Annotated in this window: 19 protein-coding genes; 9 read left to right on the forward strand and 10 right to left on the reverse strand. The window is 62.7% G+C overall.

Annotated elements, in window-relative coordinates:
• Positions 1-36 precede the first annotated feature (36 nt).
• Together P0D68_RS22480 and P0D68_RS22485 are read left to right on the forward strand one after the other, a co-directional pair.
• Positions 37-804 (forward strand): 3-hydroxyacyl-CoA dehydrogenase, encoded by a 768-nt coding sequence (locus P0D68_RS22480; RefSeq protein WP_177205127.1) that lies wholly within the window; start codon positions 37-39, stop codon positions 802-804.
• Between the two features lie 45 nt (positions 805-849).
• Entirely contained in the window at positions 850-2,037 is a 1,188-nt protein-coding gene (locus P0D68_RS22485) for an acetyl-CoA C-acetyltransferase (RefSeq protein WP_091803968.1), read from the forward strand.
• A 225-nt stretch (positions 2,038-2,262) separates the two neighbouring features.
• On the opposite strand, the gene P0D68_RS22490 is transcribed toward P0D68_RS22485, so the two are convergent.
• From P0D68_RS22490 to nthA, 3 genes are read right to left on the reverse strand one after another with little or no spacing between them, the layout of a single operon-like run.
• Positions 2,263-3,510, reverse strand: coding sequence for a GTP-binding protein (locus P0D68_RS22490; protein WP_408302389.1), 1,248 nt, complete (start codon positions 3,508-3,510; stop codon positions 2,263-2,265).
• Positions 3,507-4,205 (reverse strand): nitrile hydratase subunit beta, encoded by a 699-nt coding sequence (nthB, locus tag P0D68_RS22495; protein WP_408302387.1) that lies wholly within the window; start codon positions 4,203-4,205, stop codon positions 3,507-3,509. The genes P0D68_RS22490 and nthB overlap by 4 nt, the downstream gene beginning before the upstream one ends.
• A 44-nt stretch (positions 4,206-4,249) precedes the next feature.
• A complete protein-coding gene (nthA, locus tag P0D68_RS22500; RefSeq protein ID WP_091803958.1) occupies positions 4,250-4,849 on the reverse strand; it encodes a nitrile hydratase subunit alpha in 600 nt (199 codons plus the stop codon).
• A gap of 543 nt (positions 4,850-5,392) precedes the next feature.
• Between nthA and P0D68_RS22505 the strand changes: the two genes are divergently transcribed.
• The 4 genes from P0D68_RS22505 (at position 5,393) to P0D68_RS22520 (ending at position 10,190) form a co-directional block, all read left to right on the forward strand.
• Complete coding sequence (locus tag P0D68_RS22505; protein ID WP_408302385.1) at positions 5,393-6,289, forward strand: transporter; 897 nt, start codon at positions 5,393-5,395, stop codon at positions 6,287-6,289.
• Positions 6,290-6,369: 80 nt separating this feature from the next.
• Positions 6,370-7,419: an aliphatic aldoxime dehydratase gene (gene oxdA / locus P0D68_RS22510; protein ID WP_408302383.1), complete on the forward strand. Its 1,050-nt coding sequence runs from the start codon at positions 6,370-6,372 to the stop codon at positions 7,417-7,419.
• A 52-nt stretch (positions 7,420-7,471) separates the two neighbouring features.
• Positions 7,472-8,998 carry an amidase gene (locus P0D68_RS22515; RefSeq protein WP_408302381.1) on the forward strand — a complete coding sequence of 509 codons (1,527 nt, stop codon included), beginning with the start codon at positions 7,472-7,474 and terminating at the stop codon, positions 8,996-8,998.
• Positions 8,999-9,239: 241 nt separating this feature from the next.
• A complete protein-coding gene (locus P0D68_RS22520; RefSeq protein ID WP_408302379.1) occupies positions 9,240-10,190 on the forward strand; it encodes an AraC-like ligand-binding domain-containing protein in 951 nt (316 codons plus the stop codon).
• Positions 10,191-10,423: 233 nt separating this feature from the next.
• Here P0D68_RS22520 and P0D68_RS22525 read toward each other — a convergent pair whose 3' ends face one another.
• The 6 genes from P0D68_RS22525 to P0D68_RS22550 all read right to left on the reverse strand — a co-directional run bounded on the left by P0D68_RS22525 (position 10,424) and on the right by P0D68_RS22550 (position 17,841).
• Positions 10,424-10,921 (reverse strand): MarR family winged helix-turn-helix transcriptional regulator, encoded by a 498-nt coding sequence (locus P0D68_RS22525; protein ID WP_091808933.1) that lies wholly within the window; start codon positions 10,919-10,921, stop codon positions 10,424-10,426.
• Positions 10,922-11,050: 129 nt separating this feature from the next.
• Positions 11,051-11,620, reverse strand: a complete 570-nt coding sequence (locus P0D68_RS22530; protein WP_408302376.1) for a DUF3237 domain-containing protein — start codon at positions 11,618-11,620, stop codon at positions 11,051-11,053.
• Positions 11,621-11,662: 42 nt separating this feature from the next.
• The gene (locus tag P0D68_RS22535) at positions 11,663-13,453 is read right to left on the reverse strand and encodes an acyl-CoA dehydrogenase family protein (protein WP_408468750.1); all 1,791 of its coding nucleotides are present in this window, start codon (positions 13,451-13,453) and stop codon (positions 11,663-11,665) included.
• A gap of 1 nt (position 13,454) precedes the next feature.
• Positions 13,455-15,353 carry a feruloyl-CoA synthase gene (locus tag P0D68_RS22540; protein WP_408302372.1) on the reverse strand — a complete coding sequence of 633 codons (1,899 nt, stop codon included), beginning with the start codon at positions 15,351-15,353 and terminating at the stop codon, positions 13,455-13,457.
• 111 nt (positions 15,354-15,464) lie between these two features.
• A complete protein-coding gene (locus P0D68_RS22545) occupies positions 15,465-16,901 on the reverse strand; it encodes an aldehyde dehydrogenase (protein ID WP_091808932.1) in 1,437 nt (478 codons plus the stop codon).
• 103 nt (positions 16,902-17,004) lie between these two features.
• Complete coding sequence (locus P0D68_RS22550) at positions 17,005-17,841, reverse strand: p-hydroxycinnamoyl CoA hydratase/lyase (protein ID WP_091803933.1); 837 nt, start codon at positions 17,839-17,841, stop codon at positions 17,005-17,007.
• A 34-nt stretch (positions 17,842-17,875) separates the two neighbouring features.
• On the opposite strand from P0D68_RS22550, the gene P0D68_RS22555 reads away from it, so the two are divergent.
• Positions 17,876-18,514: a MarR family winged helix-turn-helix transcriptional regulator gene (locus tag P0D68_RS22555; RefSeq protein WP_408302370.1), complete on the forward strand. Its 639-nt coding sequence runs from the start codon at positions 17,876-17,878 to the stop codon at positions 18,512-18,514.
• On the opposite strand, the gene P0D68_RS22560 is transcribed toward P0D68_RS22555, so the two are convergent.
• The gene (locus tag P0D68_RS22560) at positions 18,486-19,367 is read right to left on the reverse strand and encodes an amidohydrolase family protein (protein ID WP_091803926.1); all 882 of its coding nucleotides are present in this window, start codon (positions 19,365-19,367) and stop codon (positions 18,486-18,488) included. The two genes, P0D68_RS22555 and P0D68_RS22560, sit on opposite strands and share 29 nt — an antisense overlap.
• Positions 19,368-19,855: 488 nt before the next feature.
• Here P0D68_RS22560 and mhpT point away from each other — a divergent pair, with 488 nt between their 5' ends.
• A complete protein-coding gene (mhpT, locus tag P0D68_RS22565; RefSeq protein ID WP_408468751.1) occupies positions 19,856-21,061 on the forward strand; it encodes a 3-(3-hydroxy-phenyl)propionate transporter MhpT in 1,206 nt (401 codons plus the stop codon).
• 42 nt (positions 21,062-21,103) lie between these two features.
• A complete protein-coding gene (locus P0D68_RS22570) occupies positions 21,104-22,237 on the forward strand; it encodes a porin (RefSeq protein WP_408302367.1) in 1,134 nt (377 codons plus the stop codon).
• Positions 22,238-22,244 lie beyond the last annotated feature (7 nt).

Raw genomic sequence — 22,244 nt, forward strand, 5'->3', positions numbered from 1 at the left:
GGTTCGATCAATGCTTTGAGAATACGGAAGTGGAATATGCAGGTTAAGGACCATGTTTTTCTGGTGACTGGCGCAGGGTCCGGTCTGGGCGCTGCCGTGGCTTGCCAGCTCGTGACCAGCGGCGCTTATGTTGTCTGCGCGGATATCAACAAGGCGGCCGGAGAGCGCGTCGCGTCGGAATTGGGCGCCCAGGCTCGCTTCATCACCACCGATGTCACCAGCGAGGCCGACGGCCAGGCCGCAGTCGACGCAGCGCTTGAAAGTTTCGGACATCTTCACGGCTTGATCAATTGCGCGGGCGTGGCGCCCGGCGAAAAAGTGCTTGGCAGGGAGGGACCGCACCGGCTCGACAGCTTCGTCAAGGCGATTGGAATCAACCTGGTTGGGACCTTCAATATGATCCGCCTCGCCGCCGCGGCCATCGTGAAAGAAGCGCCTGGTCCCGACGGCGAACGGGGCGTCCTCGTCAATACGGCTTCTATCGCTGCATTCGACGGACAGATCGGCCAGGCAGCCTACGCCGCCTCCAAAGCCGGCGTGGTTGGCCTGACCTTGCCGGTTGCGCGCGAACTCGCCAGGCACGGGGTGCGGGTCGTCACCGTCGCGCCAGGTATCTTCGAGACGCCCATGCTGACGGCCATGCCGCAAGCGGTTCAGGATTCCCTCGGCCAAAGCGTGCCATTCCCTGCGCGGCTGGGCCGCCCATCCGAGTACGCCGCGCTCGTCATGCACATTTGCGAAAACACCATGCTGAACGGCGAAGTCATCCGTCTGGACGGCGCTCTGCGGCTGGCGCCGCGTTGATGAAGTTGCTACCGGCACTCGAACTCGAGCACTTACGGAGAAGCAATGTCTACACAAGATCCTGTCGTGATAGTTGGAGCTGCGCGCACGCCGATGGCCGCGCTGCAAGGAGATTTCGCATCGCTCAGTTCGCCGGAACTCGGCGCTGTCGCCATTCGCGCCGCAATCGAGCGTGCCGGCCTCGCGGCTGATCAGGTCGAGGAAGTGATTATGGGTTGCGTGCTGCCGGCCGGCCTCGGCCAGGCGCCGGCGCGCCAGGCTTCGCGCGGCGCTGGCATTCCCGATTCGGCGGGATGCACAACTGTCAACAAGATGTGCGGCTCGGGCATGAAGGCGGCGATGTTCGCACACGATCTGCTGCTGGCCGGGACTAACCGTGTGATGGTGGCGGGCGGCATGGAAAGCATGTCCAATGCCCCGTACTTGTTGGACAAAGCGCGTAGCGGATATCGCATGGGTCATGGCAAGCTCATCGATCATATGTTCCTGGACGGATTGGAGGATGCCTATGATCGGGGCCGTCTGATGGGTACATTTGCCGAGGATAGCGCGCAGACCTATCAGTTCACCCGTGAGGAGCAAGACGCGTTTGCCACGACCTCGCTGGCGCGGGCATTGAAGGCCAGTACCGACGGCAGCTTCGTCCATGAGATCGCACCTGTCGTGCTGAAAGGGCGCAAGGGCGATACCGTGGTTGCCGTCGACGAACAACCCGGCAAGGCCCAGCCGGACAAGATACCGAACTTGAAGCCGGCCTTCCGGGACGGCGGTACGGTGACGGCGGCCAATTCGTCTTCGATATCGGACGGCGCCGCTGCGTTGGTGATGATGCGTCGCTCGGAAGCCGAGAAACGCGGCTTGAGTCCCATCGCCACGATTCGGGCGCATAACACCTTTGCTCAGCTGCCGTCCCTCTTTACCACCGCGCCGGTTGGAGCAATCAAGGGATTGCTGGAAAAGCTTGACTGGAGGCCGGATCAGGTCGACCTGTGGGAGATCAACGAAGCATTCGCCGTGGTGACGATGATCGCCATGCGTGATCTCGGCTTGCCGCACGAGAAGGTCAATGTTCATGGCGGCGCGTGTGCCTTAGGTCACCCGATTGGCGCATCGGGCGCACGGATCATCGTGACGCTGCTCGCAGCGCTCAAAAAACATGGCGCGAAGCGGGGCGTCGCGTCACTCTGCATCGGCGGAGGTGAGGCCACCGCGCTGGCTGTCGAGCTGGCGTGATCGCCGGCAGAGAATAGCAACGGATTGGCGATTGGCATGTCGCTTTTTAGCGTGACTGTCGCCAATTCACGGTGAAGACGCGCCAGATCCGCTGCTCACTCAGCTTCCCTTTGCCCGCAGCCGCTTTTGCTTCTCGGCGTGTTCAAGTACTGCGCGAAACATGTCCTCGTATCGGTACGGATCGCGAAAGGGCGGCGCCGCGTGAAGGGCCGGTGTTGCCAAACGTCATAGCTGTCCCGCGAGCGCTTGCGCGTCGAACGCCTCGGCACCCGGCAGACGCGCCCATTCATACGGGCCCGCGTCGATTTCGGAAACGCTTATCAGACATGCATCGAGTTCCCGCCGCAGCCGGTCGTGGTCGATTGCCTGTCCGATAAACACGATTTCCTGCCGGCAATCGCCGACCGGCTCCTCCCACTTGTCGAGTATGCCCTGACGGCGATAGTCATCGCGCGGCCAGTCCGGTTGCGGAACGAAGCGCCACCAACGGCCGACGTAGCCCCACTGAAAGCGGCCGCCGGTCTGCACAAGCATGCCGATATCGACATGGCAATGCCCGATCCAGAAATAGCCCTTGCAGCGAAGCAGGCGGCCGTTGCTCCACGTTCGATGTAACCAGGCGAGGAGACGCGCCGGATGAAACGGCGCGCGCTCGCGATAGACCCATGACGCGATCCCATACGACTCTGATTCCGAGGGCCGCTCGTCGGCTTGCATCCGCTGCATCCAGCCCGGCGATTCGACGAGCGCGGGCAGATTGAACCGGCGGGTATTCAGTACCTCCGACGGATCGACGTTGCCGTTCGCCATCGGCAGTATCCGCGCGGACGGATTCAGCAACGCGAGCGCCGCACGCAGCCGGTCGAAACCCGCTGCACCGATCCGGTCGAGCCGACTGACCAGGATGACGTTCGTGTATTCGACCTGCTCGATCAGCAGATCCGAGAGCTTGCGCGTCTCGGCGCCGTTTTCGTTGCCGGCTGCGACCGGCTCCGTCGATGCCAGCATCGCCTCGAACGTCTCGCCGTTGACGACGGTGACGAGCGTATCGAGTCGCGCGAGTTCGCTGAGGCAGAAGCCGCGCTGGTCGAGAAACGCGAACGTCTCCGCGACCGGCATCGGCTCCGAGACGCCGCTCGATTCGATCAGCAGGTAATCGAAGCGGCGCCGCCGCGCGAGCACGCTGATCTGCTCGAGCAGATCGGCGCGCAGCGTGCAGCAGATGCAGCCGTTGCTCATCTCGACGAGTTCGTCATTGCCGCGATGCAGTTCGACGTGACGCCGCACGTCGTCTGCGTCGATGTTCACTTCGCTCATGTCGTTGACGATCACCGCGACCCTCAGCCCCGCGCGATTGTGCAGGATGTAGTTCAGCAGCGTCGTTTTTCCCGCACCGAGGAACCCGGACAGCACGGTGACCGGGATCCGTGCCGCCGGGTCGTCCGGCGCGCGTAATGACGCAAGCGTGTTCATGCGGGCACACCATCGGCATGTTTCCCGCCCCGCACGGCGGCGGCCTCGGCGCGTGCCGGCGCGCGCTCCAGATAGCCTTCGAACAGATCGACAACCACGTAGCCGTCGTCCGCCGCATCGCCCCACAGATCCTTCACGCGAAACTCGACGTGATAGGTTGGCTGGTGCACGGCTTGAGTATCGCCATGGCCGATCGTGTCCGGGAACGGCCACGATTCGCTTGTCCGGTGCAGCACGACACCTTCTTTTCCGCGCACGTAGCCCGGCGCGCGGACGTGTCCGCTCACGTATTCGTCGCGGACGATCACGTGGTCGCCGACTTCAAACTGTGTCGAGCCGGCGCGGGCGGCGCGCCCCGGCGAATGCGGTGGATTCGCGAGTCTGAACCGCGAGCCGAGCGCGCGGTCAAGTTCGTCTTGCGTCAGCACGCCGGTTTCGACGAGCAGCGTCGCCGTCGCGATCACGTAGCGCTCGTAGTAGCGCGTGCCGACGTGCTGGCGCACATCGATCCGCTCGACCGCGTGCCGCACTTCGTCGACGCTGAATTTTTTCAGCTGATCGACACCGACGAACATCAGGCTGTACGCGAGATGTTCCCAGTCTTCCTTGAAAACCGGCTTGTAGCTGAGGCTGTTGATCGAATGCGGAACCCGGCCGAAGCCCTGGAAGCCGCCGAGGTCGTGAAAGCCGTCCATGTGTTTACTCCGAAATGAATGTCGATGGGAGAGCCCGGCGCGAATCAGCTCACGCGCGGCAGTGCGATGCCGATCAGCACGTCCTTGGTGACAAGCGTCTGCAACTCGGCCTCGCTCATGTGCTCGCTGCCTTGCGGGCGCACCGGCAGCACCAGATAGCGGCTTTCGGCCGTGGTGTCCCAGACCTTGACCACGACGTCGCCCGGTAGATCGGTGCCGAGTTCGTGCAGCACGGTGCGCCCTTCGCGAACGAGCCGGGCGCGGTATTCGAAGCCCTTGTACCACTCGGGCGGCAGACCCAGGACCGGCCAGTTCGTGCATGAGCACAGACTGCAGACGATCACGTTCTTCAGCGTCGGCGTATCTTCGAGCGCGACGATGTATTCGCCCTGCGGGCCCGTGTAGCCGAACTGCGCGCACGCGGCCGTGCCGTCCTTCAGCAGCAGTTCGCGAAACGTCGGATCAACCCACGCACGCGCGACGATGCGCGCGCCGTTGGCCGGATCCCAGGTCGTCGACATCAGTTCCGTCAGGCCCTCGATATAGCCGTCCGGGATCAGGTTCTTTTCCTTCATGACCCGGAATAGTGCCCGGGCACGTTCGCCGGGCGTCGAGGTTGTTTCCGCGAATGGGTTCGCGCTCATGGTGGGACTCCTTGTGATGGATAGGGGATAACTGACCGTCGCGGCGTCGATGCCGCCGCCGTGTCCGGGCGAAGACGCCGGCATTTCCGGTCACGTCCTGACGAACAGGGTAAGAAGAGAAAAAGCGCGGTGCTTTGTCCGCGCGGATCGGAAACTGTGCTGGGACGGATCCGCGCGCGCGATCGGCCGCAGATCGTGACGTGGGCGGCGAAACCTGCTGTGTACGGGGCTGACCCGCTTATGCGCCGGCTTTACATCGGCAGCAAATGACGGCGAATGGCATCCGTTATGTTGCTGGCGCGTGACGCCAGGCGCGCAAGCCCGCCCCAGCCAACTTCTTGTTCCGTCAGAAGACAGAACCGCGGATTTTGCCTTCCTATTCTCTCTCTCGAGCGATGGCCCGACGGGTCGTCGCGAATCGGCGGCGCAGCCCACGCGCCGCTGGATAGAAACCACGCAGTACATCACGATACCGGCGCCCGGCAACGGCGCACGTTCCTCGCACGTCGGGTGCGATGGTGTCTGCTCATCCAGGGGAGGGGAATGATGGACAACGGCAACAGAACGAAACTGAAGCGGATCGCGAGCTGGATCGGCGCCTCGCTGATACTGGTTGCATCGCACTATGCGGGGGCGGTCGAGGTCGATCCCGGCGATTACGAGCAGTACCCGGTCGGCGCGACGATCGGCGTGCTGTACTACAACTACTCGACGACAAACGCGGTCTATTCGAACGGCAGCAAGACCTCGAACTTCGACCTGCAGTCGAACGTCGGTATCGCACGTCTGCTGCACGTGTTCCAGCTGACCGACCGCCTGACGATCGATCCGCAGATCCTGCTGCCGTTCGGTCACATTAGCGGCTTTGGCAACGCGAGCGCGCTCGGCACCACAACGGGTGTCGGCGATGTGATCCTGACTGCGCCGCTCAAGCTTCGCCTGAACGACGCGAAGGACGTTGCGGCCGCAACCGTCTATCTGTACGCGCCTACCGGCAGCTACGACCAGAACCGCAGTCTCAACTTCGGCGCGAACCGCTGGTCGCTCGACTTCCAGGCTGCATATGTGAAGCACTTCTCGCCGCACTGGGCGCTCGATCTCGTCGGCGACGCGATCTGGTATGGCAACAACACGTCGTATGGCCCGAGCGGTGCGACGCTGCATCAGCGCATGGGCTACAGCGCACAGGCAATGGTTCGCTACATGCCAGATGCGGGCACGTCACTCGGACTTGGCGTCACGCAGTTTTGGGGCGGTGAGACCAGCGTTGACGGGATCGACAGCCACGACGCGCTGCGCACGACGCGCTTGCGGCTGACCGCGGCGAAGTTCGTGACCAAGGCTGACCAGGTGCAGATTCAGCTCGGCACTGACTTGAGCGTGCGTAACGGGACGAAGGATAGCCTCCTTGTCGGGCTGCGCTACGCCCATATCTTTTGACGTCGAGTTCGGGTCACACCTGTTCGCCATCCTTACCTTTTGTTTCTCAACATGTCCTTCATTTTATAGCGAGGTCACTCATGGAATCCGCCATCGACAAACACCTGGTCTGTCCGCGTAGATTGTCGCGCCGCGTCGACGACGATTACCAGCCGCCGTTCCCTATGTACGTCGCCCGCGCGGCCGAGGACCTGCAGCAGGTCGTAATGGGCTACTTCGGTGTGCAGTATCGCGGCGCCGGCAAGCGTACCGCCGCGCTGGCCGCGCTGCGCCGGATAGTCGCCGATTTCGGCGCGGTGGACGGGCCCGCGAATCACGATCTGACGCAGCATACCGACAACGAGGGCTATGACAACCTGATCGTCGTTGGCTATTGGCGCGACCCGGCTGCGTACCAACGCTGGGTCACGTCGCCCGCGCTCGCCGAATGGTGGGAATCCGAAGAACGTCTCACCGACGGAGTCGGCTATTTCCGCGAGATCGTGGCGCCGCGTGCCGAGCAGTTCGAAACGCTGTACGCGTTCACCGACGCTTTTCCGGGCGTCGGCGCGATCATGGACGGCGTCAGCGGCGAGGTCGAGGAACATGGCTACTGGGGATCGATGCGCGACCGCTTTCCGATCTCGCAGATCGACTGGATGCAGGCGGACGGCGAGTTGAGGATCGTGCATGGCGATCCGTCGAAAGGCGGCCGCGTCGTGGTGCACGCGCATGACAACATCGCGCTGATCCGATCCGGGCAGGACTGGCGCGCGGCCGAAAGTGACGAGCGTCGTCTCTATCTCGACGAGATCGAACCGACGTTGCGCGCGGGCATGGACTTCCTGCGCGACAACGGCGCCGCCGCCGGCTGCTACAGCAACCGCTACGTGCAGTCGATCGATCTGGACGGCAACCTGCTCGACGAGAGCTACAACATCGGTCACTGGCGCTCGCTCGAGCGGCTCGAACGCTGGGCCGAGTCGCACCCTACGCATCTGCGGATCTTCGTCACGTTCTTCCGCGTTGTCGCCGGGTTGTCGAAGCTGCGGCTGTACCACGAGGTGTCCGTATTCGACGCGAAACATCAGGTGTACGAGTACGTGAACTGCCACCCCCAAACCGGGATGATGCGCGACGCCGCCCGCTGAATGATCCGCGCGCCGCACGTGCGGCGCCGTCTTACCGAACTGGAGAAAATCGATGGCGATCAAGCGCCCGACCCGTGAACAACTCGCCGGCATCGCAGCCGGTTTCGGCTTTCATGTCGACCAACGGCAACTCGCCGACTACGACGAAGCGCTGCAGGCGAACTTCGACGCATACGATACGATCGACGCACTGCCTGACTATCTGCCGCTTGTCACTTACCCGCGCACGCCCGGCTATCGCCCGGAAGGTGACGAGAATCGCTACGGCGCATGGGCGCGCAAGAGCACGATTCGCGGTGCGCCCGACGGCAAGCTAAGCGGCAAGACGGTCGCCGTGAAGGACAACATCTGCGTGGCCGGCGTGCCGATGCGTAACGGCGCGAGCACGTTCGAGGGCTACGTGCCGGACGTCGACGCGACTGTCATCTCACGCATGCTCGATGCCGGCGCAACGATTGCCGGCAAGTCCACCTGCGAGTACTACTGCTTTTCCGGTGGCTCGCATACGAGTGCGTCCGGGCCGGTGCAGAATCCGCGCAAGCCAGGACATTCAACGGGCGGCTCGTCGTCCGGCAGCGGTGCGCTCGTCGCGAGCGGCGAGGTCGATATGGCGCTGGGCAGCGATCAGGGCGGCTCGGTGCGGATTCCGTCCGCGTATTGCGGTGTCTACGGGATGAAGCCGACGCACGGGCTCGTGCCATACACCGGCGCGATGCCGATCGAGGCGACCGTCGATCACCTCGGACCGTTGACGAACAGTGTGCACGATAACGCGTTGCTGCTCGACGTGATCGCCGGCGACGACGGGCTCGATCCGCGCCAACGCGCGCTGCCGCCGCGCGCCGACTTTCTTGGCGCGATTCGCGACGGCATAGCAGGGTTGCGGATCGGGATCCTGCGCGAAGGCTTCGGGCTCGCGAACTCGGAATCGGTCGTCGATGAGGCGGTACTTGTCGCCGCGCATCGGCTACGCAAGCTCGGCGCGAGCGTCGACGAGGTGTCGGTACCCCTGCATGCAGCCGGTACCGCGATCTGGCTGCCGATCGCAGCCGAGGGCGCGACGCAGCAGATGATGAAGGGCAATAGCCACGGCTTCAACTGGGGCGGTCTGTACGTGACCGGGATGATCGATCACCATGCGGGTTGGCGTGAGCGCGCCGACGAACTGCCAGACACCGTGAAGGTGACGATGCTGCTCGGCGAATACTTCACTAGCCGGTATCGTGGTCGCTACTACGCGAAAAGCCAGAACCTCGCGCGGCGGCTGCGGGCGGATTACGACTCGGCGCTTCAATCGTATGATCTTTTGTTAATGCCGACGGTGCCGATGCGCGCATCGAAGCTGCCGGACCCCGGTTGCACCATGTCGGAATCGCTGACGCGCGCGTTCGAGATGCTCGCGAACACCGCACCGTTCGACGTGTCCGGGCATCCCGCAATGTCGCTCCCGTGCGGGGTAGCGGAGGATCTGCCGATCGGGCTGCAACTGGTCGGCCGCCGCTTCGACGAGGCCACGATCTACCGCTGCGCGTATGCTTATGAACAATCATCCGATTGGCGTCAGACGTCATTCGCATGACTTGCCCGGAACGGTAGCGGGCTGCCGCTGCGCCGCGAGTCTGTCCGACAGGTCTCGCGGTGCAAGCGGTAGAGTCGATTGGACAACGCCTTTTTTCCCGTGCAGGGTACTGGCTGCTCGTTCGCAATCCATTTGGGACATGATAATGACGACGCAACTTTTTCCTCGCGCCACGAGCGGAGATTTTTCCGGCTTCGAGTCCGATCACCCGCCGGCCGAATGGACGAATTCGGCGATCGAGGTGGCGACCGACGGCTCGGTCAGCCAGCGCATCGAGTTTTGGCGCGAAACGATTCTGCGTTTGTTCGCGGACGTGCAGATAGCGGACGTGCAGAAGGCTGATTTCTTCGGGCGGGTACGGCAACGCAAATGCGAAAAGATGCGGATCTCAGAAATCCACGCAAGCGAGCAGGCAGTGATCCGGCGTTATCGCCAAGCGCGGAGCGAGTATGAGGATAAGTATTTTGCGGTATTGATGCTTGAGGGCAGTCAATCGGTCGAGCAGGACGGCAAGATCGTCACGCTGCGTCCCGGGGATTTTGCGATCTACGACGCGACACGGCCGCACCACCTGCAGTTCGGCCAGCCGTGGCGCGAGATCGTCGTCAGCATTCCGCGCACGACTTTGAATCAGCTCGTCGTCGGCATGGAGCACCGCACCGCGAGTCCAATTCCAACGGCGCAGGGCGTCGGCAGCGTGATGCGCGGTTTCCTCGAGCAGATGTCGTCACAGATCCGCCATGTCTCCGAGGACGAGATGCTGCAACTGTCGGACACGGCGATCTCGTTGATTGCGATGACGCTTGGGAACCTGCGGCGCAACGACGTCGCGCAATCGAGGATGAAGGCGCTAACGTTGACGCGCGTGAAGCGACATCTGCTCGAGCACCTGCGCGACCCGGATCTGAATCCGACGTTGATCGAGCAGGCGATCGGGATTTCTTCGCGGTATATCAACAAGCTTTTCGAGGCGGAGAGCACGTCGCTGATGCGATATGTGTGGAACCTGCGGCTCGAACGCTGCGCGGAGGATCTGGTAAATCCGCACTGCGCGGTGCTGAGGGTTTCCGATGTCGCGTTACGGTGGGGGTTTAACGACATGTCGCATTTCAGCCGCGCGTTTCGGGAGCGGTTCGAGACGTCGCCGCGCGAGTGGCGCAATCAGGCGATGACACGTCGACAGGGCCCGTGAGGAGCGAGATGAAAGAAAGCATGACCTGACGATACCACCGTATAGATCGTCTCGGAGTGCCCGATTTTCAGAAATGTTTCTGTTACCAGTACCGTTGATGTTCCAATCGGTTCTGGTGCAAATAGGAAGGCAGCTTGAGAGGTTGCCTATAGGAAGGATCATTTATCGAATTGACAGGACCGCATTCCATACGGCGGGCGCAGCTTCTCCCGCCTTCGCGCCCGAATAGCCAATCAGCTGCGCAGATTACGTACAAACAATTCGAGGTGGGCTTGCACAGTAGCGGCATTATCAGCATCGATACCTGCAAGCATCTGTTCTTCGAGCAGCCGCACGATATCCATGCCCCGACGCAGGACGTCGCGGCCTTCGTCAGTGAGTTGCAGCACGACAATGCGTCCATGATTCGGATCGGGCTCGCGCGTGATCCAGTTGCGCGATGACATGACAATCATCACCTCGTTGGCGGACTGCGGCGTGATGAACGACCATTCCGCAAGCTGGGCATTCGACGCCTGTCCACGCGCATCGAGCACGGAAAGCGCGGTGAATTGCGCCAGCGTCAGGCCGAGAGGCGCCAGCGCCTCCGTCATTTTTCGCCGCAGGATTCTGTCGAGGCTCCCAATGACGTAGGTCAAACGTGGCGCAGGCGTGGCCTTGCGCCGCGCCGATGGCGCGCGGGCGGGGCGCGCGGTGCCGGGGGTCGTCATTTTTGGGGCTTTGCTCGTCATCGCGTCGGCTCTTTGCTCGTCGGAAAGCAGCAATGTTACCGCGTTCATCCGCGCTTCCCGCGACCATCTCACCGTCGGTCCGCCAAACCGCGAGGCGGCACGCTACGCCCCCCCGTCCGCCACGTTCACTCACTTCAGCAAGTAGGCGTCGTAGACCACGGCGTTGCCGAGCCGCATCGCGTAGCCAACGGCCATTGCCCGGTTCAGCCACGCGTATTTCTTCGAGGCGGTCTCGAAGGTCATGTAGAGGCGGAAGTAATATTTCCCCGGGTCCACGGATTTGCCCTTCGCCACGTCCGCCATCACATCCGCGGGGCCGTACCGCAACCCTCTCGTCTGCAGATACACGAGCTCGCCGTCATCCATCTTCAGCAGATATCGGGTGTCGATAATCGCCAGTCCGTCGGGTGTGACGACCTGCCAGTCAGCACCGTTATTCAGAATCTCGCCGTTCAGCATGGGACCGTGAAAACTGCCGCCGGTGATCGGAATGATCCGACGCTTACCGGCATCGGCGGTCTTTCCCAACTCCCAGATCGGCGCGGTCAGGTCGACCGAGAAGCGGCCCATGTAGGCGAGTTCCGGTTTGGGCGGCTCGAATTCGGTGTGGGCCGCCGCCTCCGGTTCCACGGCGAGAGCATGATTGAAAGCCAGTGCCGCAAATGTCGAGACGAGAAAAAGCCTGAGCAGATTTTTCATTGCGTTATCCAATGAGGTTGCAGTGCATGGAGCATCGAACAGCTACGAAGTGCCCGCTGTCGCTCCGATGAAAGGAAGATCGGCATGAATTCCGGCATCGACCAGGCGCCTGCGGTGCGTGAATTCGGCTAATCGGTAGTCGAAGAAATAGCGGGCCGTGGCCACTTTCTGACGATAGAAATCTTCTTCATCCGCCTTCGGAGCGGCAAGCCGAAGCGAGCGCGCCCACGCATAGGCGAGGAGCAGCCAGCCGATCATTGCGAGGTAATCGTCGGCGACGCGATAAGGCAACTCCACGTCGCGCGCGCTCTCTTCGATGATCGCGGCGGTCGTATGCCACGCATCCGCGCACAATGTCTCGAGTTGCGCCGCGACCTGCGGCAAATCCGGTGCGGCATTGGCGTGCTCCGCGGCTTCCGCGCGAATATGGGCAAGCAATGCTCGCAGCTTGCCTCCGCCGTCGCCGATTACTTTGCGAACCAGCAGGTCGATCGACTGAATCTCGTTTGTGCCTTCATACAGGAGCGAGACACGACTATCGCGCACCGTTTGTTCGATGCCGTATTCATGTATGTAACCGTAGCCGCCGAACACCTGGAGCGCGCTCGAAGCCCCAAGAAAGCCGTTGGCCGTGAAAAATGCTTTCGCCACCGGCGTGAGGAGCGCGGCGAAACGATCTGCTTCGGCACGCTTCGCTTCATCGGGATGGCGTGCGGCGATGTCGAGCCATTGGCCGATCCAATAGCCGATCAACCGCTCGCCCTCGACGACGCAACGCAGATCCATCAGCGTGCGCCGTATCGCGGGATGCAGCGAAATGGGCGACGCCCCCTGCGTTTTCGCCTCCAGACCGGGCGCGCGCATTTGCACCCGTTCGCGCGCATAGATCGTTGCGCGTTGCCAGGCACTCTCGGCGTGACCCAATCCCTGCATTGCGACCTGCAAGCGCGCGGCGTTCATCATCACGAACATCGCCGCCAGCCCGCGATGCGGCTCGCCTACTCGCCAACCTAACGCGTCCTCGAAACGCATCGTGCATGTGGGGCTTGCCTTGAGCCCCATCTTTTTTTCGATGCCCTCGCAATGAACGCCATTGCGAATCGCCACCCCGCTGTGAGGTCGCCACTTCGGCACGAGGAACATCGAGAGTCCGCGCGTTCCGGGAGGCGCATCGGGCAAACGCGCAAGTACCAGGTGGACGATGTTGTCCGTCAGATCGTGATCGCCACCGCTGATGAAGATCTTGCTGCCCGTGATTCGATAACCCTCGCTCAACTCGTCCGGGATGGCGGTCGTGCGCAGCAGACTGAGGTCGCTCCCTGCCTGCGGCTCGGTCAGACACATGGTGGTGAGCCACTCGCCGCTCGCGATTTTTGGCAGGTAGTCGGCTTTCAGCTTCTCCGACCCATGCGTCTGCAAGCAGACGCTTGCGCCATGCGTCAATCCGGGTGACATGAGCCACGCGTGATTCGCCGCCGCCAGCATTTCGTGAAGCGCCACTTCCAGCAGTTGCGGCAAGTCCTGGCCGCCATGGCCGGCACTTGCCGAGAGCGTCGGCCAGCCGCCGTCGACATAGGCGCGATACGCTGCCTTGAAGCCGCGCGGCATACGCACTTCGCCATCGACGAACTGACAGCCTTCAAGGTCGCCGCTGGCATTGAGCGGCGCTAGCTGCTCCGACACAAAGCGGCCGGCTTCTTCGAGGACCATTCGCGCGGTCGTCGCATCGATATCGGACCATTCCGGAATCTGCCGCCAGAACGCTTCGGCGTCGAGCCATTCTTCCATCACGAAGCGCATGTCGCGCAGTGGAGCCACGTAGCAAGCAGACATGTCAGAGCCCGTCATTGCACGCATAGATCACCGCGGGATCGGCCTGACGTGGGTCATGCATCGCCTCCACCAGATTCGCGCGATGTGTCAGTACCGCGCGCTGGTTGATCGAGCCTTTGTCGGTGATCTCGCCCAGATCGAGGGAGGGGGGCACGTCGAGCAGGCGCAAGCGCGCGATCGTCGTTGCGCCGCCGGTCGACTCGCGGTTCAGACGGGCCAGCAAGCCGGTGAAGAACGCGCGCACAGCAGGCGCCGCGACGATCTCAGCGGCGCTCGCCGATGCCGGCAAGTCCGCCAGCCGCCGGCAATCGTCGAGGCGCGGAAACACTAGCGCACCGACATCGTCGCGATTCATACCGGTCACGACCACATCCTGGACGTACGGCGCGCCCTCGGAGACCACCCGGGCACGCATCGGCCCGACGCTCACGAACGTACCCGAGCTCAGCTTGAAGTCTTCGGCGATCCGGCCATCGAACAACAGTCCGAGTTCCGGCTTACGGGGATCGACGAACTTCAACGCGTCGCCGCTGCAGTAGTAACCTTCGTCGTCGAACGACCCGGCGACGTTTTCCTCGTCCATCCGCCAGTAACCGGCCATCACGTGCGGCCCGCGAAAGCGGGCTTCGAGCTTGCCCGATACGGGCGCGAGCTTCACTTCGCAGCCGGGTGCGGGCACTCCGACATAGCCCGCACCCATGACAGGCCCGGTCGTAAACAGACAGGAGGGCGATGTTTCGGTCATACCCAATCCGGCCATGATGCGAATGCGCTCGCCGCAGTATTGCTCCGTCACCCGCTCCAGGCGATCCCACGCCGCTTGCGAGAGTCCCGCGCCAGCAAAGAAATAGACTTTGACACGAGAGAAGAAGGTTGCGCGAAGCTGCGCGTCCGCTTCGAGCGCGCTCGCCAGCTCCTCCCAACCCTTTGGCACATTGAAATAAATGGTCGGCGCGATCTCGCGAAGATTGCGCAGCGTTTCGTCGAACTTCTTGCCTACCGGCTTGCCGTCGTCGATATACAGCGTGCCGCCGTTATACAGTGCGATGCCCACGTTGTGGCTGCCACCGAACGTGTGATTCCAAGGCAGCCAGTCGACCAGAACCGGCGGCTCGTGGGCGAATTCCGGGAACGTTTCGAGTAGCATCTGCTGGTTGCTGCACAGCATGCGGTGCGTCGTCGGAACCGCTTTCGGACGTTTGGTGGAGCCGGAGGTGAAGAGGAACTTCGCGATTGCATCGGGTTCGATCGCGGCGTGCACGGCATCGACCGTCGTTGCGGGCGTGTTCAACAGTTCCGCGAACGATGTCTGCGCGCGCGGGTTGGAACCGTAAGCCGTCACCACTTCCACATCGTCGGATACGACGGCGTCGATTGCGGCGGCGAACGCATCGCCGTCGGCGGCGAACACGAGACCGGGCGTCAGCAGTTCGATCGCGTGGCGCAGTTTGCCGTAGTCGCTGGAAATGAGCGAATAGGCGGGCGAGATCGGCGCATAAGGAACGCCCGCCCACATCGCACCGAGTGCGAGCTGGAAATGCTCGAGGTCGTTACCGGACAGAAGGACAACCGGCCGCTCGGCCGACAACTTGCGCTCGAGTAGCGCCTGGCCGATAGAACGGGCACGCTCGAGCATCTGCGCATAGCTGATGCCCACCCATTCGCCGTCGGCACCGCGGCGTGCGACTAGCCACCGGTCGGGATGCGCGTGGGCTCCGCTCACGAGCCGGTCGGTCAGACGTGCCGGATAAGCGCCGATCGGCTCGCTCGCTTGCAGGTACCAGGCGTCGCCCTGTCGACGAACGCTGGCCGCTGCCGATCCGATACGCACCCGGCGATAAGGCACGGACGTCTCTCGAATCACGGGTTCGACACGGGGCTGAGTCGGCTCTGCATTCACGTTTTGTCTCCTTGATGGGCTGCCGGCGCGGCGACTCGTGGACGAACGCAAGCCCTCTGTCATTCGACAGAGGATGCCGTGTTTCGACGCACTCGTCTTCGTGCGGCGCTGTTAGATCGGGTAGTGGCGCGGGCCGGTCTGAATGGTGATCCAGCGCAGATCCGTGAATTCGGCAATCGAAGCCTTGCTGCCGAAACGTCCGTAGCCACTGCCCTTTACGCCGCCGAACGGCATTTGTGCTTCGTCGTGCACGGTCGGCCCGTTGATGTGGCAAATGCCCGATTCGATACGCCTCGCCAGACCCAATGCCCGCGCGATGTCGCGGCTGAACACGGCCGCCGACAACCCGAACTCGCTGTCGTTGGCGACTTGCACCGCTTCGTCGTCGCTGTCCACACGCTGCACCGTGACCACCGGTGCGAACGACTCCTCCGCATAGAGCTTCATCTCGGGACGCACGCCGTCGACAATGGTCGGCTGCATGATCGCACCGTCAATCGCGCCGCCGGCCAGCACCGTCGCACCGTGGCGGCGCGCGTCTTCGACGAGCGCCGCCACGCGTTGCGCGGCCTGTGCGTTGACGAGCGCGCCGAGCACCGCGCCGTCGTCGGTCGGCGCGGTTGCCACCAGCTTGCGCGCTTTTTCAGTCAGCTTTTCCACCAGCGCATCCGCAATGCTGCGGTGTGCGATGACCCGCTCCGTGGACATGCAGATTTGCCCCTGGTTGAAGAACGCGCCGAACGCGATCGCGGCAACGGCCGCGTCCAGATCGGCGTCTTCAAGCACCAGCACCGGCGCCTTGCCGCCGAGTTCCAGCAACGCCGGCTTCAGATGCTTCGCCGCATGCATGGCGATGATGCGGCCCACATGCGTCGAGCCGGTGAAATTCACCCGCCGCACGGCCGGGTGTGCGATAAGGCGTTCGACGATTGCCGCCGCATCCTCGGGCGCATTCGTCACGACGTTCACGACGCCGTCGCCGAGCCCGGCTTCCTGCAATACCGTGCCGATCAGCCGATGTACCGCCGGACACGCCTCCGATGCCTTGAGTACCACCGTATTGCCGCACGCGAGCGGCATCGCGAGTGCGCGCGTGCCGAGAATCACCGGCGCATTCCACGGCGCAATGCCCAGCACGACGCCGCACGGCTGACGCACGGCAAGCGCCAGATTGTCTGGTGTGTCGCTCGGAATCACGCTGCCGTCGATCTGCGTCGTCATTGCGGCCGCTTCACGCAGCATGTTGGCGGCGAGATGAACATTGAAGCCGTACCAGTTCGCCATCGCGCCTGTTTCGGCCACGCCGGCCGCGATGAACTCGCCGGTCCGTGCATCCATCATGTCGGCCGCTTTCAGCAGCCGCGCGCGACGCTCGGTGGGCCGAAGCGCGGCCCACGCAGGAAATGCGGCGGCGGCGGCGTCGACTGCCGCATCGGCGTCGGCAAGCGTGGCCGCAGGCGAGCGTGAGGCGAGGGTGCCGGTTACCGGGTTCAGGCGCTCGAACGTCGCCCCGCTGGATGCCGGACGGTCCTGGCCGCCGATCAACATGCTCACTTCGGTCACGATTGTTGTCTCCTCACTGTGCTGCGTGTCCTGATGCGGATGCCACCGCCGAGTCTCTTCGCCGGACTGTGGCTGCGATACTCATGCTTTATTCAGCGCGCTTATACGCCTGCAAACCCGGCTTGATCGACTTATCGTCGAGGAACTGCTTCAGGCCCTGCTCGCGTCCGTGCTCCGGGTCGCGCAGTTGCGCCTGATCGAGCTTGGCGTACAGGTAGTCTTCATTCTGCTCCCACGTCAGTTCACGGCAACGCTTGAAGCCGTGCTTTGCGGCGCGCAACACCACCGGGTTCTTTTCGAGGAGCTTCGCTGCCAGAGCAATGGTCTCGTCGCGCAGCTGCGCAAGCGGCACGCTCTTGTTGACGAGGCCCATCGCCGCAGCTTGCGGGCCGGTGAAGGTGTCACCAGTCATGATGTAGTGCAGCGCCTGACGATGGCCGACCGTATCCGCCATCGCCTTGCTGACCAGATTGCCGGGCGGAATGCCCCAGTTGATTTCCGACAGCCCGAATACCGCTTCGTCCGCTGCAAGTGCCAGATCGCACGCCACCAGCGGCGAAAAACCACCGCCGAAACACCAGCCGTTGACCATTGCGATGGTCGGCTTTGCATACATGCGCAGACGGCGCCACTGCCATTCCGACGCGTCGCGGCGAATCTTCTCCTGCAGAATTTCCGGACCCGCGTCGACTTCCCGGAAATACTCCTTCAAGTCCATACCCGCGGTCCATGCGGCGCCCGCGCCGGTCAGTACCAGAACCCTTGCGTCGTCGTCGAGCTCCACGGCATCCAGGACCTGCAGCATCTCGCTATTGAGCGTCGGGCTCATCGCATTGCGCTTCTCCGGGCGATTCAACGTCACCCACGCGATGCCTGCCTCGACCTTCACGTCAACCGTCTTCCAGCGACCGTCGTAACTTGCCATGTTCGTAACTCCTGCGCGCGGACCGCGCGATAAGGTGGAAATTCCGTTGAACTGCTGTAGTATCAACTTGCCTGAGATTTTTATATCAGGCATCCTGATACAGAGTCTATTATCAAGCAGCCTGATAAACAAGCGCCCGGTGCTTAGTGAAAACCCTCGAACATCAGATACGATGAAGCCAACCGATCATTCCGGCCGACCTTCGGGCGCCATGGCCGAAAAGCCGCTGCGTATCACCTACCTGGTCGGCAGCGTGGACCGTGTGCTGAAACGCCGGCTCATCGAAACGCTCGCGCCACATGGCGTGACGCTGCCGCAGTTCACCGCCCTGTCGGTGTTGAAAGCGCGCGGACACTCGTCGAACGCCAGGCTGGCTGAGCGATCGCTGATCACGCCTCAGGCGGCCAACGAGGTCATCAAGGTGATGGTCGCGCGCGGATGGGTCACACGCGCCGCCGACCCCTCCCACGGCCGCATCGTCGTGCTGCAACTCACGCGCGCGGGCGCCGCGCTCGTGCGCCAGTGCGAAGCGTCGATCGAGCGGCTCGAGGCAGGCATGATGAACGGTATCGAGCCCGCGAACGCCGATCTGCTGCATGCTTCATTGCGCATGCTGCTGCGCAATCTACACACTTTCGATCAGGTCACGTCGGACTCAATCCAAGCAGACTGATGGCGTTTTCCTTCAGAATCAACGGATGAACCTCGGGCTTGAAGCCCGCTGTCTGGAAATCGTTCAGCCAGCGATCCGGGCGAATCAGCGGGAAATCGGACGCGAACAGCATCTTGTGCTTGAGTAGCGTGTTCGCATGCTGAATCAGCTGTGGCGCGAAGTACTTCGGCGACCACCCCGAGAGGTCGATGTAGACATTCGGCTTGTGCAGGCAAATCGACAACGCCTGATCCTGCCACGGCCACGACGGATGCGCGATCACCACCTTCATGTCAGGAAATTCCGCCGCCACTTCGTCCAGGTGTATCGGCTCCGAATATTTGAGCAGCAGCCCTCCACCGCCGCGCATGCCGCTGCCCATGCCGGAATGGCCGCTGTGAAATACCGCCGGCAAGTTGTATTCGGCGATCACTTCATAGATCGGATAGGCCATCCGGTCGTTCGGATAGCAGCCCTGCAGCGTCGGGTGAAACTTGAATCCCCGCACGCCGTGATCTTCGATCAGACGCCGTGCTTCGCGCGCGCCCATCTTGCCTTTGTGCGGATCGATGCTCGCAAAGGCAATCATGATGTCGCTGTTGTCCGCCGCGAATTGCGCGACCTCCTCGTTGGGGATGCGGCGGCGCCCGAGTTGCGCCTCGCAGTCGACCGTGAACATCACCATGCCAATTTTCTGCTGGCGATAGTAGTCGATCGTCTCCGGGATCGTCGGCCGCCGCCCCTGCTTGAGCACCGTACCGAAGTATTTGTCGGCAGCGTCGTCGAACTCCTTGCCGAACAGATCCGGCGGCTGGCAACAGGAGACCTCCGCATGCACATGGGTATCGATAGCAACCAGATTCGCAATGTCCATTATCTTTCCTTGGTGATCCTAAAGGGACTCGGATTGGCGCGCCTCCGGCGCGGCGCAATCTCGATCACGTGCAATGTGTATCAATACGGCCGATACGGTCAACCCGACTTTGGCCTGGGGTATTCACCGAAGAATTTTATCTTGTCTTATCAGGTCGCCTGAGATCAAATACGCATCACCGGGCGGATATGTTTTCAAACTGACTGCGCCGCTCGGGCAATGCTGCACGGATCGATTCTTCTGCCGCGAAGGATCTTCCGCGATTAGAACGGCCGTTGTCTCGCCATAGCGCAATAACAGGCAATAACAGCTTCGGTTTCTCCGTACCCCTACGCTCTTATGCTTTCTCGCTGAAGCGCTTTCCTGCGATCTTTATATCAGGGCACCTGATATTGTGAAGACTCGGCGAGACATGTGGTTCAGGCGGACCCGACAACCAGGTGATCGATATGAAGCCAATGAGAACAGCAGCACCAGGAGACGCAGTGATGACGCAACCAGTCGCCAGATCGGCTGCCGCCGTAACCCTGAGCCTCTGCTTTGCCGTCGCTTTGCTCGAAGGCCTCGACCTTCAATCGGTCGGGGTCGCGGCGCCGCGAATGGCGCGCGAGTTCGGCCTGTCGGTGACACAAATGGGCCTTGCATTCAGTGCCGGAACCTTCGGCCTTCTGCCCGGCGCAATGTTCGGCGGACGGCTTGCCGATCGCATTGGCCGCAAACGTGTGCTGATTCTCTCGGCATGTCTGTTCGGCCTGCTTTCGATTGCAACCGCGCTCGTCAGCAGCTTCGACATGCTCGTGCTGGTGCGCGTGCTGACCGGTATCGGACTTGGCGGTGCGCTGCCGAACCTGATCGCGCTGTCGTCCGAAGCGGTGTCGCCGAAGGCGCGCAATACCGCCGTGAGCATCATGTATTGCGGTATTCCGTTTGGCGGCGTGATCGCGTCGATCATCGGCATCGTGAACATGGGAGACACCGAATGGCGCCATATCTTCTATGTAGGCGGTGCAGGGCCGCTGCTTCTGGTGCCGCTCCTGTTCGCTTTCCTGCCCGAATCAAAGGCATTTCGGCGCGCATCGCATGAAGGGAACGTGCAGCCCGCCGCCGTGGGCAATGTGCTGTTCGGCGGCAATCGTGCTCTTTCGACAGCGCAGATCTGGATCAGCTATTTCTGCACGCTGATCGTTCTGTATTTCCTGCTCAACTGGCTTCCTTCGCTGATGGCCGCGCGCGGTCTCTCGCGCCCGGAAATCGGCTATGTGCAGATCGCCTTCAACGTCGGCGGCGGCATCGGCGCGCTTTGCATCGGCATGTTGATGGACCGGCTGCGCGGCGCCGTGGTCGTGTCGGGCATGTACATCGGGATCATCGCCTCGCTTGCAGCGCTGTCGATAGCGCCGGGATTCGGCGCGCTCGCCGGCTCGGCATTCTTCGCGGGCATGTTCGTTATTGGCGGGCAGTCGGTGCTGTATGCGCTCTCCGCGGCGTTCTATCCGACGGCGATGCGCGGGACGGGCGTCGGCGCCGCCGTCGCCGTGGGCCGTATCGGTTCGGTTGTCGGGCCGCTCGCGGTAGGCCAGTTGCTCGCGATGGGACGCAGCTCGTCGGTCGTGATCGGCGCGAGCATTCCAGTGACGCTGATCGCCGCAGTCGCGGCCCTCTTGCTCATCCGTCGCCCGCGCGCGACCGACTGATGGTTTTTCAAAAAAACACATAACGGTTTGGAGACTTCAATCATGCGAGCATCAACACGCCTTCTCCTGAGCGGCGCCCTCTGCGCAACGAGCACCGTGGCCGCCGCGCAATCGAGCGTCACGTTCTACGGAATCGTCGATACCGGTATCGAATACGTTTCGCACGCCAATGCGGCGGGCGACCACCTGTTTCGCATGCCCGCGGTGACGGGCGAGTTGCCCTCGCGCTGGGGCCTGCGCGGCTTGGAAGACCTGGGTGGCGGCTATAGCGCCGTCTTCACCGTCGAGAACGGCTTTAACGTGCGCGACGGAACGCTCGGCCAGGGTGGCCGCCTGTTCGGCCGACAAGCCTTTGTGGGCGTGAAGAGCCCGTATGGAACCGTCGCGTTCGGCCGCCAGTACACGATGACGTACCTTGCGTTGATGGGCGCGGACATCATCGGCCCGGATATTTATGGCCTCGGTTCGCTGGACGCCTACGTCCCCAACGCCCGCGCGGACAACTCGGTCACCTACATCGGCGTATACAAGGGCGTCACCCTCGGCGCCGGTTATTCATTCGGACGTGACGCCGGCAACAACTCGCCCGGACAAGGCACCTGTACCGGCTCGGTGGCGGGGCACGCCACCGAATGCCGCGACTGGTCCGTGATGCTCAAATACGATGCGCAGTACTTCGGCGTGGCGGCGTCGTACGAAGAAGAGCGTGGCGGCGCCACCGCCGCGGCGAACTTCTTCGACGGCGTTGCGCCCACCACGCTCATCAATGCCGCCGACAAAGACGCGCGCGCTCACGTGAGCGCCTACGCGCAGTACGCCGGCGCGAAGATCGGTCTCGGCTGGGTCGGTCGGCGCGTCGTCACCGATTCTCCCGCTGTGCCGAACGTGCGCTCGAATCTGTTCTTCGTCGGCGCTTCGTATGCCGTCACACCGGCGTTTCTCGTAGATGGCGAAGTGTTCCACATCGTCAACAGCGACCACGACACACGCGCCACGATGGGCACGCTGCGCACCACCTATCTGCTCAGCAAGCGCACAGCCGTCTACGCGCAGGGCTCCTATCTCGCCAACAGCGCGAAAGCACGCTATTCGGTCAGCGGCGGCGGTGGTGGCACGACGCCGGCCGCGGGCATGGGCCAGACGGGTGCGATGGTCGGCGTACGGCACATGTTCTAGGAGACAT

The sequence above is a fragment of the Paraburkholderia sp. RL17-380-BIE-A genome (assembly GCF_046028085.1).
GTDB lineage: Bacteria > Pseudomonadota > Gammaproteobacteria > Burkholderiales > Burkholderiaceae > Paraburkholderia.